At 40.9% G+C, this 16,341-nt stretch carries 11 protein-coding genes; 3 read left to right on the top strand and 8 right to left on the bottom strand.

The window, feature by feature from the left end; genetic code table 11:
• The first annotated feature begins 131 nt into the window (after window positions 1–131).
• A complete protein-coding gene (locus tag INP83_RS11475) occupies window positions 132–1,169 on the top strand; it encodes a hypothetical protein (RefSeq protein ID WP_219124085.1) in 1,038 nt (345 codons plus the stop codon).
• A 24-nt stretch (window positions 1,170–1,193) separates the two neighbouring features.
• On the opposite strand, the gene INP83_RS11470 is transcribed toward INP83_RS11475, so the two are convergent.
• Both INP83_RS11470 and INP83_RS11465 read right to left on the bottom strand, forming a co-directional pair.
• Complete coding sequence (locus tag INP83_RS11470; RefSeq protein ID WP_219124083.1) at window positions 1,194–2,408, bottom strand: hypothetical protein; 1,215 nt, start codon at window positions 2,406–2,408, stop codon at window positions 1,194–1,196.
• Window positions 2,405–4,309: an AAA family ATPase gene (locus tag INP83_RS11465; protein WP_219124081.1), complete on the bottom strand. Its 1,905-nt coding sequence runs from the start codon at window positions 4,307–4,309 to the stop codon at window positions 2,405–2,407. Before INP83_RS11465 ends, INP83_RS11470 begins: the two co-directional genes overlap by 4 nt.
• Before the next feature lie 215 nt (window positions 4,310–4,524).
• On the opposite strand from INP83_RS11465, the gene INP83_RS11460 reads away from it, so the two are divergent.
• Window positions 4,525–8,283, top strand: coding sequence for a hypothetical protein (locus INP83_RS11460; RefSeq protein WP_219124079.1), 3,759 nt, complete (start codon window positions 4,525–4,527; stop codon window positions 8,281–8,283).
• A 133-nt stretch (window positions 8,284–8,416) separates the two neighbouring features.
• Here INP83_RS11460 and INP83_RS11455 read toward each other — a convergent pair whose 3' ends face one another.
• On the bottom strand, window positions 8,417–8,881 hold the full coding sequence (locus INP83_RS11455) for a hypothetical protein (RefSeq protein WP_219124077.1): 465 nt from the start codon (window positions 8,879–8,881) through the stop codon (window positions 8,417–8,419).
• A gap of 378 nt (window positions 8,882–9,259) precedes the next feature.
• On the opposite strand from INP83_RS11455, the gene INP83_RS11450 reads away from it, so the two are divergent.
• On the top strand, window positions 9,260–10,264 hold the full coding sequence (locus tag INP83_RS11450; RefSeq protein ID WP_219124076.1) for a hypothetical protein: 1,005 nt from the start codon (window positions 9,260–9,262) through the stop codon (window positions 10,262–10,264).
• 2 nt (window positions 10,265–10,266) lie between these two features.
• Here the strand turns inward: INP83_RS11450 and INP83_RS11445 are convergent, their stop codons facing one another.
• From INP83_RS11445 to uvrA, 5 genes are all read right to left on the bottom strand, one after another.
• Window positions 10,267–10,998 carry a methyltransferase domain-containing protein gene (locus INP83_RS11445; protein ID WP_219124074.1) on the bottom strand — a complete coding sequence of 244 codons (732 nt, stop codon included), beginning with the start codon at window positions 10,996–10,998 and terminating at the stop codon, window positions 10,267–10,269.
• Window positions 10,999–11,029: 31 nt separating this feature from the next.
• Window positions 11,030–11,974 carry a tyrosine-type recombinase/integrase gene (locus INP83_RS11440; RefSeq protein WP_219124073.1) on the bottom strand — a complete coding sequence of 315 codons (945 nt, stop codon included), beginning with the start codon at window positions 11,972–11,974 and terminating at the stop codon, window positions 11,030–11,032.
• A gap of 242 nt (window positions 11,975–12,216) precedes the next feature.
• On the bottom strand, window positions 12,217–12,891 hold the full coding sequence (locus INP83_RS11435; RefSeq protein ID WP_219124071.1) for an NAD(P)H-dependent oxidoreductase: 675 nt from the start codon (window positions 12,889–12,891) through the stop codon (window positions 12,217–12,219).
• A gap of 77 nt (window positions 12,892–12,968) precedes the next feature.
• Window positions 12,969–13,598, bottom strand: coding sequence for a Crp/Fnr family transcriptional regulator (locus INP83_RS11430; protein ID WP_219124069.1), 630 nt, complete (start codon window positions 13,596–13,598; stop codon window positions 12,969–12,971).
• A 64-nt stretch (window positions 13,599–13,662) separates the two neighbouring features.
• Window positions 13,663–16,200: an excinuclease ABC subunit UvrA gene (uvrA, locus tag INP83_RS11425; protein ID WP_219124067.1), complete on the bottom strand. Its 2,538-nt coding sequence runs from the start codon at window positions 16,198–16,200 to the stop codon at window positions 13,663–13,665.
• Window positions 16,201–16,341 lie beyond the last annotated feature (141 nt).

Below are 16,341 nucleotides of genomic sequence, written 5' to 3'. Positions count from 1 at the left end.
AGTATTAGACTAATAATAAACAATATTAGATAGATTTTATAGTGTGGCACAATTGTTAAGAATCTAAAAAACTATAACTCCGGCTAACAACATTATAGCATATAGCATTATCAAAACTTATATTTACACTTATGACTTTGGTTTCCCTTATAAGTGGTTACGGATATCCGGTAATAATTAGTGATAGGGCTGTTTCAACACCCGGTCAACTTCAAAAGGTCGTTTTACCAACCACCAACAGAGAAACGTTAACAGAAACCCCGGTCTCGGAGTTTAATGTAAAGTCACTGATTGTGCAGGATATTTTAAGCGTCAGTTTTGTGGGCAATTTTACCATATTAGAACAGGGACATAGCGAAATATTAGATTTCTTTATGCACAGAAGCGTTACAATAGCAAACCTAACGGAACTGTTGGATACACACGAGTTTGTTAAAAGCAAGGACTGTGCATGGCTTTTCGTTTTAGGCGGGCCGGAATTTTCGAATAATCAAACTCAGGTAATAAGAATTGGAAATTGGATCCATTATGATGAGCGTCACAATTTAGATGTTCATTCAGCTGGAAGTGGTGCAAGAGAATGGACAGAGCACTTGATAGAAAATATCACCAAGATAGAAGAAACTCATCCGTCAGTTACACTTTGTAAGCAACGTGCATTGCTTATTTGTATGTCTTTTATTGCTCGTGAGCGTGCCAATACCAATCAGTTAATGGACGGATGGGGTGGCGGTTTTGATGTCATATACTACGAGGGTGGCAGGTTTCATCGCATAGATCCGGTAGCTTATATATTTTGGGTAGTCAATATAAAAACGATAGATAAGTTCACAGTAGTTGCTTTAATTGACAATAGTTACGTTAATCAAAACGTGATTGTGCGAAACTTGACTATTGGGGAGTTTAAAATACATTATATCAGACAATTAAATGACCGAAGTATAAATCCGGAAAATTTTCCTTTTTGTGCTTCCCGAGATGCCATCTCCTGTATTCATCTGATTGATGATGATGGCGTTATTGATGATGTGGTGATTTTGTACAGAAATCCTGATGACACATCTCCAGCGCTTTATTTCACAACATTCAAGGATGGAAAGTTCGGAATTCAGTTCGATGAGTTGTATATTAAAGCCTTAAAAGCTTCTATAAAAAGCTACACACAATAGAGGTTTTCACGTTCTTTAGTATAATTATTTGTTTATAGGTATAGAAACTGATGGCAAGGGCCGATCAGGCAGACTCCTGATGTAGGAGATAATTCTGGTTTCCTTGAGTATGTCATAATAAAACTTTGATAGAGGCCTTTTGATAAAGTCCTTTGTTGAATAATAATTACCAACAAAATGTCTGTATAAATCATCTTTGGTGGGAAAAAGATATTTGCCGTTTGGACTTTTTTGATTCCAATAACTTTCAATGAGGCGTTTAGAATCCTCGGTTGATCGCCTAAATAATTCTTCGGCGATATCTGAATGATAAGGATAAATCTGCCCTATACAAAAAAGCGATTGAGTTGCCTGTGCTCTTGAAACATGAGAGGCATCTGCCTTTGGGTTTTGTTTGAAAATAATTGGGACGTTGGGCCGTCTTTGCGACAAAAACGCTTTAACGGTTACTCCAGTGGTGAAATTAAATACTTGCTCATAGCCTTCGACATAAGGATGGCAATGCGTGTTTATGGTCATTTCCTTATCACCCTTAAAGGTCTGATTACAAAGACTGCAGCTCGGAACAAGGTTATAAAAGCTAATACCTAAAAATGGGTATCTTGCTTTAGAATAAAAATGATCGAATTCAGGCCGGGCAATTTCATCGACTTTTATTTTTTTGCCGATTGGGTTGTCAATATTAATTGTGAATGTAAATGACCGATTACAATATGGACAGGTATTAACGGATAATTTCTTCGCTAATTGATAAGCGTTATACCTAAATAAATTGGGCTGTTTTTGAGTAAAGTCACCATAATCCCATACATATTTTAAGCCTTCAAGAAAGTGATTAAAGTAGCTGTCATAAGTAAATTGCTTCTTTTTAACAGTTCCGTGGCGCAGGAATTCTGATTTAATCGTATTTACAAGGTTATCTATATCTTGCGGAGTTCCTTTCAGAGTTATGTCGAAATTTGATTTTAATATATTTATGATATTCAGACAATCCTGATAAAGTCCGACAGTGTGAAATTGTGTTTTGTTTGGCAGAAGAAGTTTTTGAGTGCTTTTTTTGCTGAACTTGTTAACGGCCAACGCAACTTTACTTTTAGGAAATCTCCTTTGACTCGACAAGCGATTCAATTCTGAAAAATAATCTTCAACTGCCAATAATTTTGCGAATGTTAACTGGTTAAGTTCATTGTAATGCTCATTTGCAAGTTTATTTAAAGGAAGAAACTTCAAGTCTATCATAATTCAGGATTTATTTCGTAATACTCGTTATACTGTTCAAATAAGCGACTTTGCACCCATGGCTCACCGATTTGGGAAATTATACTAAGGACTTGTTCCTGATTATATTGTTGAATATTCTCTTTACTTTCAAAGAAGTCAACCAAGTTATAAATGATTCTTTTTGCAATTTGCCCAATATGTGCACCTTCCAGGAAGAAAGAATCCGCAAGCAACTCATGCACATTAGCGCCAAACGTGTACTCTGGTGCATCAGCGACGACACAATTACCTTCTGCCGGTTCACGATTAAATGGTAAAAGCTGACCTTCTATTCCCTTTTTCAAAAACAAAAGGTTTCCGGATGGAAGATCACTGGCAATAAATGGTGAATGACTTGTAAGTACAAGCTGAACTTTATAATCCTCGCAAAATATGATTGGAAATATTGTGTTAATATAATCCAGAAATTTAACTTGCCATTTGGGATGAAAGTACAGTTCACCTTCATCTATAAAAATCAATAGATTCTTTTTTTGAAGCTTAGACCCTGCAAAATTACGATGGTCAATAAGATAATAAAATCTTGAAAACAACGTCAAAAATCCAAACTCGCCGGAACTCATACCTGGGAAGTTAAAGTTCAGATAGTTGGTTGCGTAGAGCGTTAATTTATAATGATCGTGGATATCCAAAGCCCTATCGTCAATCTTAAGTCTAAACCCTGAGGAAAAATCAGTGCTACTCTCAAAAACATCGCTCAGCATCCGATCGAAGTCACTGAAAAGGCTAAGAGGTCTGGACAAAGATGTATCGCCAAGTCCGATACCTCGTTTATTATTAATTTGCACTTCTTCTAAATGTGCAAAATCAATAAGGCTATTAAAATTATTTATTCCCTTTTCAACATCAAACAGGTTGTATAGCTTTTCAAAAATTTTAATCCTGTAAGCTGGATATTGCTTATGATATTGCCTGGTTGTATCACTTTCGCTTAATAAATAATTTAGAATAAAATATTCAAAATAGTTCAGTTGGAACTGCGCACGAAAGCTTACCTGTATGTTTTCTTGAGTCTCAGTTTTTTCTAACCAAGATTTAATTAGCTGGAAAGTTGCTTTACCTATCTTAGAACGTTGCGATTTAAATACCGCCAATTTGTCCTTTAAGTCAGCCCTTGACGTCCTGTTGTAAAAGACATTTATATATTCGGGTAACTTAAATGGAAGCAAGTTTTTAAAGCGTAACGCAAACGAAAGTCTTCGGCCATCCTCTTGAAAGGCATGTGCGACAGATTCTGGTACATTTACCTTAGCGTTTCCTTCTATTCGATTTAAAAAATCTTTTAAATCTTGCCTGATGAGAAAATTGGTGCTAATATTTTTTAACCCATTATAATTATATTCAGGTTTGTTATCAAAAACATTTGAATAGTATATCACTTCGAAAGGAAAATGATAAAAATCATCCCATGTTAATTCTTGACATTCATGAATCATCGGGGTTTTTCCGTTGTCAAAACCTTGTAAAGTCAAATTCTCGTTTGGCTTCCAATCGCGACCGGCAACAATTTGAAATGGGTATAAAGGGTCTTCTAATGAATAAACTGCAATATCCCTGAATTCATTTTTAGGATATTCCATATAATCCGGGTGCTGACTGCTTTGAAAAGTCAGATATTGAATTAGCGTACTCTTACCAGCCCCGTTTTCGCCTAAAACAGCTTTGACGTCAGTAAACGTACCATTAAACAAACCAGCAATATTCTGATCGTTTGTGGTGACACTAAGTATGGGGGCTCCATATTCTTTGTTCTGAAAATTTGCCGTGAATTGGAATTGATAATTCGAACTTAGATTGAAACCTTGTTCGCAGATAGTTCTGTATTTATGTATGTATACAAATAGCAGTTGTGCTTTCATCGAAAGTTTAGGATGTGACATCGCAATATACAACACTTCTACATTCCTCGCTTCAGATTTTAGATAATGGATCTCCCGATTCAATAATCAGACAAATGATACCATCTAATCTAATTATCTCAAACATTTGTAAACTCGGAAATAATTAATTTTGATGTGGCGTGATTTTATAACCGCCTTATAACACTCCGTTAATCTCGGTTTAATTGAAATCTATGAGTAAGTTACAAGAAATTGAAAGTGAGTTATTAGCGGTCAACGACGCGGTTTTCCAAAATGTTTGCGACGCCATTCTTTTTGTAATTGAAAGGAACGCTGAAAATATAAGCAGAACTGGCAGCCAGAAAGGCAAGCAAAAAACTATAAAAGGTACTCCGGACGCCTATTTTACCTACCCTAACGGCAGATACGGATTCATTGAATACACAACAAAATCGAAAAAAGACAGCCCTTCTTCTTTCCTAGCTAAAGTTCGAAATGATTTAACCAAATGCCTGGATGAAACTAAAACCGGAATTCCGGTAGCCAAGATTATTAAGATAATTTATTGTCACAACAGTACCTTAACACCTGCTGAAGATGCGGAACTAACTTCTATCTGTAATGAAGTCGGGGTTTCCCTTGAATTAAAGGGTATCGATCAGATCGCTTTATTACTTATGGGCAGGGCTGCTTATGCAGCTAAGATGTTTTTGGGGATAAATATTGATACAGCTCAGGTTATTCCGGTAAATCAATTTATACAGGAATACGAGGCATCAGGATTTGCAACGGTCTTGAGCAACCAGTTTATAGGGCGACAAAATGAATTCGATCAGCTAACGGAGGCTGTCCAAAGAAATAAAATATTTATTTTAAAAGGTCCGCCAGGTACCGGTAAGTCTAAACTTGCCGTAGCGTTTTTGCAAGCTTATCAGAAGGAAAATCCGAAAACTCAAATATTCTGTATCTCTAACAAAAATGCGCCAATATTTGATGACCTACGCACATATTTGAAAGGGGATGACGATTTTCTCCTATTTATTGATGACGCAAATCGCCAGGCCGGAAACTTGAGGAGCCTGCTGCCAATGTTAAATGAACAAAGAGCTGGCAAAATAAGGGTAATCATTACTGTCAGGGACTATGCGTTCGACGAAATTTATCACACCTGCAGAGAATTTCAGCCAGTGACCGTGGATATTCCTAAGCTAACAGATGAAAAGTTGACGGAAATTCTTAAAAGCCCTGATATCAACATCCAGTCGCCAAAATATATAAACCGCATACTAGAAATTGCCGAAGGTAATCCAAGGTTGGCTATCATGGCTGCTAAAGTGGCTAATGAAAGTCAGAACCTTATGAAACTTCATGATGCTTCAGAAATTTACGATCAGTACTTTCAGAATGCTATTCCGGATCATAGCCTTTTTGATAATAAAGTCCTGATGAAAGCAATGGGACTCATTTCATTTTTTAATGCCATCGATCTGACGAATTCTGCGTTGATGAATGATTTGATGACGACCGCCAATTTTGAGGGGCATCAATTCAAGGAAGCGGTTGATCACCTGGAACGTTTGGAATTAGTTGAAACGTCAGTTGATTTTACGATTGTAAAGGTCAGCGATCAGGTTCTGTCCACATTCTTTTTTTACAAAGTCTTTTTCAAAGACAACATCCTCGATTTTGGTCATATCCTTAAACGTTATTTCAGGAATTACACGAACAGGGTTAAGGATTCAATATTACCCGCGAACAACACTTTCGGTTATGAGCGAGTCTTAGAAAAGATAACGCCTTCGCTAAACGATTTTTGGGAAGAGAATCAATCAGATCCGGAAGTAGCATTGAAATTCCTGCAAACTTTTTGGTTCTATCGTTTTGAAAATGTCTTTGCATATCTCTGGGAGCAGATTGAGGCGTTGCCAAGGGTCGACCCTGATTTTGTTTACGATGAGGATCAAAAAGAAAAGATTACGAGAATGCCTGCTCCCTATCTTGATCTTTTGGACAACTTTTTCCCCTACAATTTACCTCAAACAGATACAGCACTTGAATTGAGTTTTGAATTTGTAAGAAAAAAACCAAAGCATTTTACGACGTTTATAAAGTCTTTGCAGGAAAAATTTGTTTTTAGCCACGATGACCATTACACGAGATTTAGCCGCCAGCAAAAACTTTTCAGCCTGATCTACGAAAATTTTGAAGATCAACTGTACAACGCGGCATTCTATTCGCTTGCGCCGAACTTTCTAAGAATGGTTTACCGCGTACATACTGCTTCCCGCAAAAAAAATACAATATCCTGGTACCATTATACCATCCCATTATCAGCACCAATCAAAACATTCAGAAGAAAAATTTGGAGCTTGGCAAAAAGCAAATTCAAAGAATACCCTTTACAGACGGAAGCTTTTGTCGATAACTATTTGTACACTTCACCTGATTGGGAAAAGCCAATAGCTGTTTTTGACCTACCTTATTTACTGGCTATTTTTAAAAAATTCAAGCCTGCTAATTTTGTTCATTGTTACCTGGTTGAACAGGCTATCTGGTGGTTTAACAGGCTGGAAATAAGCACTCCCGAATTGGACGCACTAAAGCCAATATTTAAAAATGAAACTTACCGCCAATTTCGACTGCTTAAGTTTGATCACTTAAAGGATAAGACCGAATATGATTACGAAGATTACGATGAATACCAAAAACTTAAAGAATCGGAGTTAAGAACAACATCGTTATTTACCTCACTGTCTCAGTTCAAGTTGTTCTATAAACGCTATTTGTTTATTCGTGAGTGGCGTTGGCAGAAAAGGCACTCTGACTTTACTGAACCTTTAGACCTGATCCTGGAGGCCAATTTTAGAGCAAATCCAGTTATTGGCTGGGCGATGATCAAATATATTATTAAAGAGGGAAACACCGCAGAAATTTATGCCTGGCGACTGATCAATGCCGCCTTGGAGCAGGCTAATGTGCGAGAGGCCAACAATTTCTATAAGCTTTTAAATAAGAATCCTTTTAAGAAGCGTTCCGCCTGGATGATCCTTTATTTTGATTTTTTGACGGGCCGACAAGTAAATAAACAAGCTATGACACGGTTTCTGGATTTTTTGGAAACCACTAATGAAGATAATTTCTATATCAGGGTTACTGCCCTCAATAAATATTTGGAAATAGATCCAGACTTTTTCTTAAATACTCTACGCATCATAAACGGGAAAATCGAAAAGCTGGGCTTGCGATGGACTTTTGAACATCATGTATTTGAGAACTATTTCGAATATTTTCGAAAGGACATCAACGTTCTTCAAAAAGCTTATTTGTTACAGGATGACCTGCAAAACAGTTTCGATTTCAATTGTAAGTCATTATTTATATTGGTTGATCATTCGCCGACATTCCTTAATACCTACATCGATTTTGTTATTGGTGAACGACAATATGTAACGAGCCGGGAATACTCAAATCTGAATCATATTTGGGAGCGACAAAATGCAGAGAAATTAATGGAGGATGCCTTTATATTGGTAGAAAGCAAAGCCCTCATTTCAGTTAGCAACAGTATTCTAAATGCCTTTTTTGAGCAGTTGACCGAAGCAATGAAGATACGGGCGTTGAATTTTCTCAAAGCTATGCTTAAAAAATACTCGGCGCAATCATCAAAAGTGGTTTTGATTATGGAAATTGTGCATACAGGTTTCCGAAATCGCCAAAAAGAGTTTTTAAGCCTGTTTTTATCCGTTAATAATGACTTGGAGCTTTTTAAAAAGATTGATTGGGTAGAAACTTCCTATTTTGGACCAGCCAGGGTTAATGTCAATGAACTTCGTGCCGCTAATTGGCAAATTGTGTTGGATAATCTGAATGAAATAAAAAGGGGTGCTTACAAATTTGCAAATCATAAAGTTTTTGTGATGAGTCAAATTGATCATTATAAGAAGTACGCGGAAAAAGAACGGCGCGAAAGTTTTATGAGAGATGACGATTGAGTTTATCCTACATGTTTAGGTAAATAAACAGACTATGGTAAAAATCGTCCATCTAAATTTCAAACTCCTTAAAGCACACCATCCAGAAATTTGAAACATTGCTGTAAGTAATTCGGTTCGCATTATTTAGAGGTCATTCCTTTATAGGATCTAAAAAAACTTGATTAAATTCATCAGTAAAATAATCAATGTATGGAAATTTATGGCGCTCCTCTTCAGAGATTTTTCCGGTCTTCAACCTTTCAAAATACTCGATAAACCCCAAACTGAATATAAGCTGCAGATCAAGCTCCAACTGATTAATCGAATATGTCTTGAAAGGAAACTCAATCATATACTCTCTATCAATTCCATTTTTTATCAACTCTGCTTCAACACCAGCTTTAATTACATCGTCTGTGTCGGGTCCCCCCGCAAACCAATCCTCTAAAGTCACAACTAACGGGATAAACTTTTTAGAATTCATATACTTCAGGCCAGGAATCAAGTTATCCTTGTAATTGGCATATACTTTATAGAGCTGAGTAACAGCGCTCACTATAAAGCCAAGGTCCTCCGTTAATGTGTCCTCAAAATCCGTGATATGCTGGAGTTCCACTATTGTTTTTAGGGACGTCGCCAATTAAATGGCTCTATTTTGGCGGACTGATCATCCAATATCTCGTTTTTGCTGTTGTAGCTCAAAATCATGGGAAAAGATTTGTGACGAATGTTTTAGCTACGGAATCTAGCATGGAGGTAAAAAAGGCAAAAGCTAAAAAATGATATGATGACTCTCGAGGATTTGGAAGTTTCGAGTTATAAGAATTAGTTATCTAAACTTTCAAAGTTTGATATGGATGTATTTAATTTTTTAATTTTAACGGGGTTAATGCAAGAAAGGATAACTGAACATTATCTATTGAAAAGCCCGCATCATTATTTAACAAACCATTTGATATATTAGCGAACCAATACAGGATAACTAATAATTATCATGCAGTCAGTTTACGAGCTTAAGCGCTTCAAGAATTCAAGACATCCAGATCTACTGAATGCGCTTAAGCTATATGTTGATTATACTGAGCCTGCTTTACGAACTGATACAAAGGAAATCATGCATTGCCTTGATCACTGGAATCAGGACTTTGATGATAAGTTTTACGTAGTTGGCCTTTTTCTAAATGATAAGTTGATCGGATTTTGTGAGTTCGCTTATTTCCAAGTTGAGAAGCTCATTATTGTTGATTATTTAGTAATCCATGAGAGCTACCGCAGAAATAATACCTTTTACCAATTTATCGACGAGCTAAGAAATTTGATTAGTAAGCTACGCCTAGAATTTAACTACATAGTAGCAGAGGTAGCCTGCTATCAAGAAAATCTAGAACCACCAGAGTCTTCCAAATTATTGATTAGGTTATTAAAAATGTCTCATTTTGGGGTGATCAAATGTAATTATTACGTCCCCAGGGTTGGTATCCATGATTTTGAGAGCGAGATGCGCTCAATTCTGATGGTTTACTCTGCTAATGAAAGTAATCAAATAAGGAAAGAAACATTTTTTCAAATCGTTAATGCCATATATTTTAAATACTATCAACGCTGGCATAACTTATTCGTTGACGATCAGGAAAAGGCAAAATATACCGTAGAACTTAAAGCGCTCATCGAAAAGATGGAGAAGCAACTCATTCGCAAGAAGACAATAGAAATAAATGGGCTAACAGGACTATTTGCTGTTAACACAAACTTTAGTGAAAATGGGAAGAGCAGAACGCTCTTAAAAGTCGTAACTGGCATTTTTCTTTTTGGGATCTCATTCGCGGCCGTAGCTTTAATATTTGACTTTCTGAAACGGAAACTGGGATGGGATAGCAGTACAACAACAACAATTCTTACAGGCTCGATCGGACTTACTTTATTTTTAGTAGCGCTTCTCTTCGAAAATAGCTCCAATGTCTTTTCCAAAACGTTGGAGAAGATTTTGGAAAAGCTTTAGCATTAAAAGGCCTTAGCAAGAACAATTATATTAGAGGAATGCGTCTTTACGAAAGGTATTCTTCTAAGAATACCATCAAGTTTTGCAAAAGCGCTTGAGAAGGAGGGCCAGCCGGTCAAACGGAAGACAAGAGGTGATAGAACGTGAAAGCGTTTTAAGTCCACTACTTCGAACTTATAGCTTTTTAACAATTGAATAACATAACTTCCGGAAAAGTACCAGATCTTTTCGGTATCGCCATGTGCATCAAAAAAGGTTTCATGATAGACCGCGCTTTGATTGTACCCTCTTTTGAACAACAACTCAAATGTCTTGCTATTTTCAAATTCCAAAACAATATATCCTTGACTTTTCAAAACCCTAGAAAATTCCTTTATGACTCTGATGGGGTCACAATAATTAAGAACGCTACCTACACAAAGAACTAAATCATAGCTTGCATCAGATAAAGGAAGTGCCTCTACATTAGCAACGAGCGCATTTGGCAAATGAGCTATATGCTTGTCTGCGATATCTACATGCAGTATCTGATTTTCATTAAGGCCATAGCTATGGCCAGCCGAGCCAGCATTCAGTATCGCAAATTGTTCAAATCCAGGAATTTTTCTAACAGATTCATGTACAAACGACTCAATAATTCGTTCGGTCTCTAAATGCCACTTATCATCAGCATCTATAATCTGTTCAAGTGAGTTATATCTATTAGCGGTCTCGTTCGGATCAATTCTGTGCATGCACGATAATTATTAGTTATCTTACATTGACTTATTGCACCGCCAGCGAGAAGTTCATCCTTGGATGTTTTTCAGCAAGAATTTGTTTTTGCTTTTCGAGATTAACATGCGTATAAATTTGAGTGGTAACAATCGAACTATGTCCGAGCATTGATTGTATATATTTTATATCTACATCATTTTCCAACAGCAATGTTGCAAACGTATGCCTGAAGAAATGAGGGGTGACCTTTTTAACAATTTTGGCCTTATTTGCTAGGTTACCGACCATAATCCGGATGGACTGGTCGGAAAGTTTATTACCCAAGCGGTTAAAAAGCAGAAAGTCGCCACTTACCACACTTTTATTTTCGGTCAGCTCGCAATATACCTTCAGTGCATTTAATGTATCCTGGTTGCATATTTGGATCATCCGTTGTTTCCCCCCTTTGCCCATGATGATTAACTTACCCGATTCTAAATCCAGGGCATTTCGCCGCAAGTCCGCGATTTCCGACACCCGGGCGCCGGTTGCAAATAATAATTCAATAACCACTATATTTCTTAAAGCCGCCAGATAGGAGTAAGTTGACTTTTTTTTATCTGAAATAGAAGCGTAGATAGATTTCAAAATTGCAACAGATTCTAATAGTGTCAGGGCCCTAGGAAGCAAGACAGGCTCTTTGATCTTGATCTTAACTTTACGTAGCGGATTAGCAACGATATAATCTTCAAATTCCAGATAGTTGAACAATGCTTTTAAAGTTGCAATTTTTCGCTTCACAGTCTTAGGTTTCCATTCCGAGATTTTTTTAAGATAAGCTTTCAGATGTGTCTTATCTATTGCATTGACTACTAAGGGAAAACGTTTCGATTCAATAAAAGTACTAAACTGTACCAAATCAATTTGGTAGCATCTGATAGTCTTTGCGGAAAGGTTTTTTTCGTACTGGCAATGATGAAAAAATTCTGTCATTGCATTTTTAAAAGAAAGCATAATCGTGTAATTGAAGGTGAGTAAAAGCGGAAGATGATTGAATCTTTTACAAGCCGCAATACTAAACCCTTAATACTTCCAAAAGACATTGCTGACATACCCGAGCCTGACTTGGTCACCGAACAACTGCCTATCAAATAGTTTTCAAATCACGACCTTTAAGCAAGCCGCCTCAGATCAGCAAGAATGAGGCGGCTCTTAGATATTAAGTATGTGGAGGCATGGTGTCTGAACTAAGTCATTTAATGGATCTCTGTTACCAGATCATTTCGGCTTCGCCTTACTTTTTTTAGTTCGACCAGCCAGTCTCCATCTTCTGCACGGTAACCTAAAGGTAATAAGATGACGCTCCGTAAGTTTCTACTTCCCAAGTCCAGGATTTCGTCGACCGCTTTAGGGTCGAATCCTTCCATGGGTGTACTATCCACATCTTCGAATGCAGCGGCGATCAGGGCTGTGCCTAAGGCGATGTAGGCTTGACGGGCGGCGGCCTGGTAGTTCCCCTCTTGGCCACGATTGGCTACGATCTTGAGAAGTTGTTGCCTGTAGTTTTCCCAGCCTTCATTTTTAAAGCCCCTGATCTCGTTGGTCAGATCGAACATCATATGAACCCGTTCAGGGGTGATATCATCCCAAGCTGCGAACACCAGCAAGTGCGAACAGTCGGTTATTTGGGCCTGGCCCCAGGCTACCTCCCGGATACGCTGGCGGATCTCGTCATTGGTAATGAGGATCAACTCGAATGGTTGCAGCCCGCTGGAGGTTGGTGTTAACCTTACAGCCTCGATGATGCGCTCGATCTTATCCTGAGTCACTTTTTTTGCCGCGTCGAATTTCTTGGTCGCGTAGCGCCATTGTAATCTTTCATTTAATGCTTCGCTACCTGCTGGTAGCTCTCTTATCTGATCTTTTTGCATGATGTTTATCTTATTTGTTTTCACAAAATTAGGAGGTCACCATGCCTAAGATCGTATACAAAAGACAAGAAAAACAACTAAAGCTTACCGGACCGGGTAATTCTTTTCCGGATGCGCGACAGGGATGTTGGCGTGATCCCTAAATAATTGGCGAGATAACGCTGGGGTATATTTTGGGTCATTTCCGGCCGGCAACTGAGCATCGCTTCGTACCGTTCGGCGGGAGTCTTGGTGATGAAAGCCTCTAATCTATCCTCATAACAGAATACGAGTTTTTCGGTGATTAGCCTGCCTAATCGTTCAGTTTTGTGTGCGGTAACAGGATGATCCAATAATTTTTCCCAGTTCTGCCGGTCAAAGACCGCCACTAAAGAATCTTCTAATGCCTGGATCCCAAGTTGACCAAGCTCCTGACGAATAAAACTTTTATAGGAACTGACGAATTCGTTGGGAAGGGTCACATACGCGGTGATCTCAACGCCATCTTTGATATGAAAAAGTCGCACCGAACCTGATATCAGGAAACCCAGATGTGCACATACCGATCCTACCCTAGCGAAATGGCCTTTTCTTTTGATCTTGATTAGCCTGACGTGACCGTTCAAGATCTCCCACTCCTGGTCACTGAATACCACCCAATTATCGATTTCCTTTCTGAATTGCAGCAGGTGATCATCAGTTATGGGTAAGACCTCGGGACGTTTCATGTTCATTATTTTCAAACAAAACTACCGGAAGCCGTTAAATTTCATTTCAGCGCATTGTAAATTGTTAGCATGCTAAGTGCCTACTCAGGTAGGGTGCGGTACGGCTTTCATTGCTCTTGACGATCGCTGAAGGCTCACCTTCAGCAACGATCCGGCCGCCGGCTTCGCCTGCGCCAGGCCCGATATCGATCACCCAGTCGCTGGCCGCGATCACTTCCATGTCATGCTCCACCAGGATGACCGTATTGCCGGCACCCACCAGGCGGTTCAGCTGTAATAATAAGCGCTCCACATCTGAGGGGTGCAGCCCCGTGGTGGGTTCGTCAAGGACATACAGCGTTTGACCATGCTGGGCGCGCTGCAGTTCTGTGGCCAGTTTGATCCGCTGCGCTTCGCCGCCCGAGAGTTCGGTTGCGGGCTGCCCCATTCGCAGGTAACCCAGGCCAACTTCACGCACGACCTGCAGGGCACGGCTGATCGCCGGTTCTTCATCAAAGAAGTTGGCCGCCTCATCTACGGTCAGGCCCAGCACTTCTGCGATATTTTTGTCCTTATAGGTAACTTCTAATGTCTTTGGGTTATAGCGGGTGCCGCCGCAGGTCGGGCAAGGTGTGTAGACACTTGGCAGGAACAGCAGTTCGACCATGACCATCCCCTCCCCTTCACAATGCGGGCAGCGCCCTTTGACGACATTGAACGAAAAGCGGCCGGCATCGAACTTGCGCGCTTTGGCCATGGCCGTGGCAGCAAACAACTTACGGACATGATCGAACAGGCCGGTGTAAGTAGCGAGGTTGGACCGCGGTGTACGCCCGATCGGCTTCTGATCGACCACCACCAGTCTTTTGATGTTTTGTATACCACTGGTGATCTGACCGCCCAGCGTTTGTACCGGTGTGTCTTCCAGCGGATCCGCCTCACTATCGCCGGTGATCTCCAGCTGCAAGCCCAAATGCTGAGCCGCCAATTCTACCAGGACCTGGCTCACCAAACTGCTTTTCCCGGAGCCGGATACACCGGTTACGCTGGTTAATACGCCTAAAGGAAAAGCGACATCAAGCTTCTTTAGGTTGTTCCTGCTGACGCCTTCCAGTTTAAGCCATGCTTTAGGTTTCCTGCGGTCGTTGGTGGTTTTGTGCCTGTTAGGCCTGTCGTCATAGATATAGCGGCGCGTGAGCGATCCCTTTACATCGCGCAGACCTTCTGGTAGGCCGCTGTAGAGAATATGACCGCCTTTCTCACCCGCTGCAGGGCCGACATCCACGATCCAGTCGGCATGCCGGATCACATCGATCTCGTGCTCAACGACGAATAAGGAATTACCGGATGCTTTTAATTTATCCAATGCACTTAGCAGTGCCTCGGTATCGGCCGGGTGCAGGCCTGCCGATGGCTCGTCCAGCACGTAGACCACACCGAAAAGGTTCGAGCGCACCTGCGTGGCTAGCCGCAAACGCTGCAATTCCCCCGGCGATAAGGTCGGTGTACTTCGTTCGACGGTCAGGTAACCTAAGCCCAGGTCCAGCATCACCTGCACACGGGCCATAAAGTCCTCGGCGATACGTTTGGCAACCACGACCTTCTCCGGGTGCTTTTCTTCCAGCTGTTGTAGGGCTTTGGCCTCGCCGCTGGCATAGGGTTTAAATATTGTCGCAAGTTTATTTAAAGGCAGCCGGGATAGTTCAGCGATATCATAGCCGGCGAACTTGACTGACAAGGATTCCTGCCGCAGGCGCTTTCCATGACATACGGGGCATTCGCTGCTGATCATGTATTGCGCGACCCTTTTTTTCATGAGTGCGCTTTGTGTATTGGCGAACGTGTGCCTGACGTACCTCCGCGCGCCGGTAAAGGTGCCCATGTAATCTGGCTGGCGCTTGTTTTTGATCAAGCGCTGAATTTCGTCGTGGGTATGCCCGGAATAGACCGGGACGACAGGCTGTTCTTCGGTGAAAAGGATCCAGTCCCGGTCTTTTCTGGGCAGGTCTTTCCAGGGGATATCGATATCGTAACCCAGGGTGGTCAGGATATCCCGCTGGTTCTGTCCCTGCCATGCCGATGGCCAGGCGGCAATCGCTTTTTCCCGGATGGTCAGGGTGTCGTCCGGCACCATCGTTTTTTCGGTGATCTCGTAGACCCGGCCCAGGCCATGGCATTCCGTACAGGCACCTTCAGGCGTGTTGGGTGAAAAAGACTCCGCATAAATAATGGCTTGGCCCGGTGGGTAATCGCCTGCCCGGGAATAAAGCATTCGCAATAAATTGGACAGGGTCGTTACGCTGCCTACTGAAGAGCGGGTACTGACCGCGCCCCGCTGCTGCTGCAGGGCGACCGCAGGTGGCAGTCCTTCGATCTCATCCACTTCCGGGATAGCCATCTGGTTGAACAACCGGCGGGCATAAGGCGATACCGATTCCAGGTAGCGTCTTTGTGCTTCTGCGTATAATGTCCCGAATGCTAGAGAGGATTTGCCGGAGCCGGAGATCCCCGTGAAGACGACCAGGGCGTCGCGGGGAATATCCAGGTCCACATTCTTCAGATTATGCTCACGGGCACCGCGCACCCGCACAAAGCCGGAAAGGTCCTTGTCGTTTCTTGCCATGAATAGGGAACAGGAAAACAAGGCCGAAGTTTGGATCTGTACGTTTTGCGATTCGGGTCGAACAGGACGCTAAGTGCGATGTGCTCCATTGTAAATATCCGGTCATATGCTGGACTGGCGATCGCTTGATAAACGATCATC

Source organism: Mucilaginibacter sp. 21P, from assembly GCF_019331605.1.
In the GTDB taxonomy this organism is placed as follows: domain Bacteria; phylum Bacteroidota; class Bacteroidia; order Sphingobacteriales; family Sphingobacteriaceae; genus Mucilaginibacter; species Mucilaginibacter achroorhodeus.
Note: the sequence above shows the minus strand (reverse complement) of the source record. Positions and strands in the feature narration are given on the sequence as shown.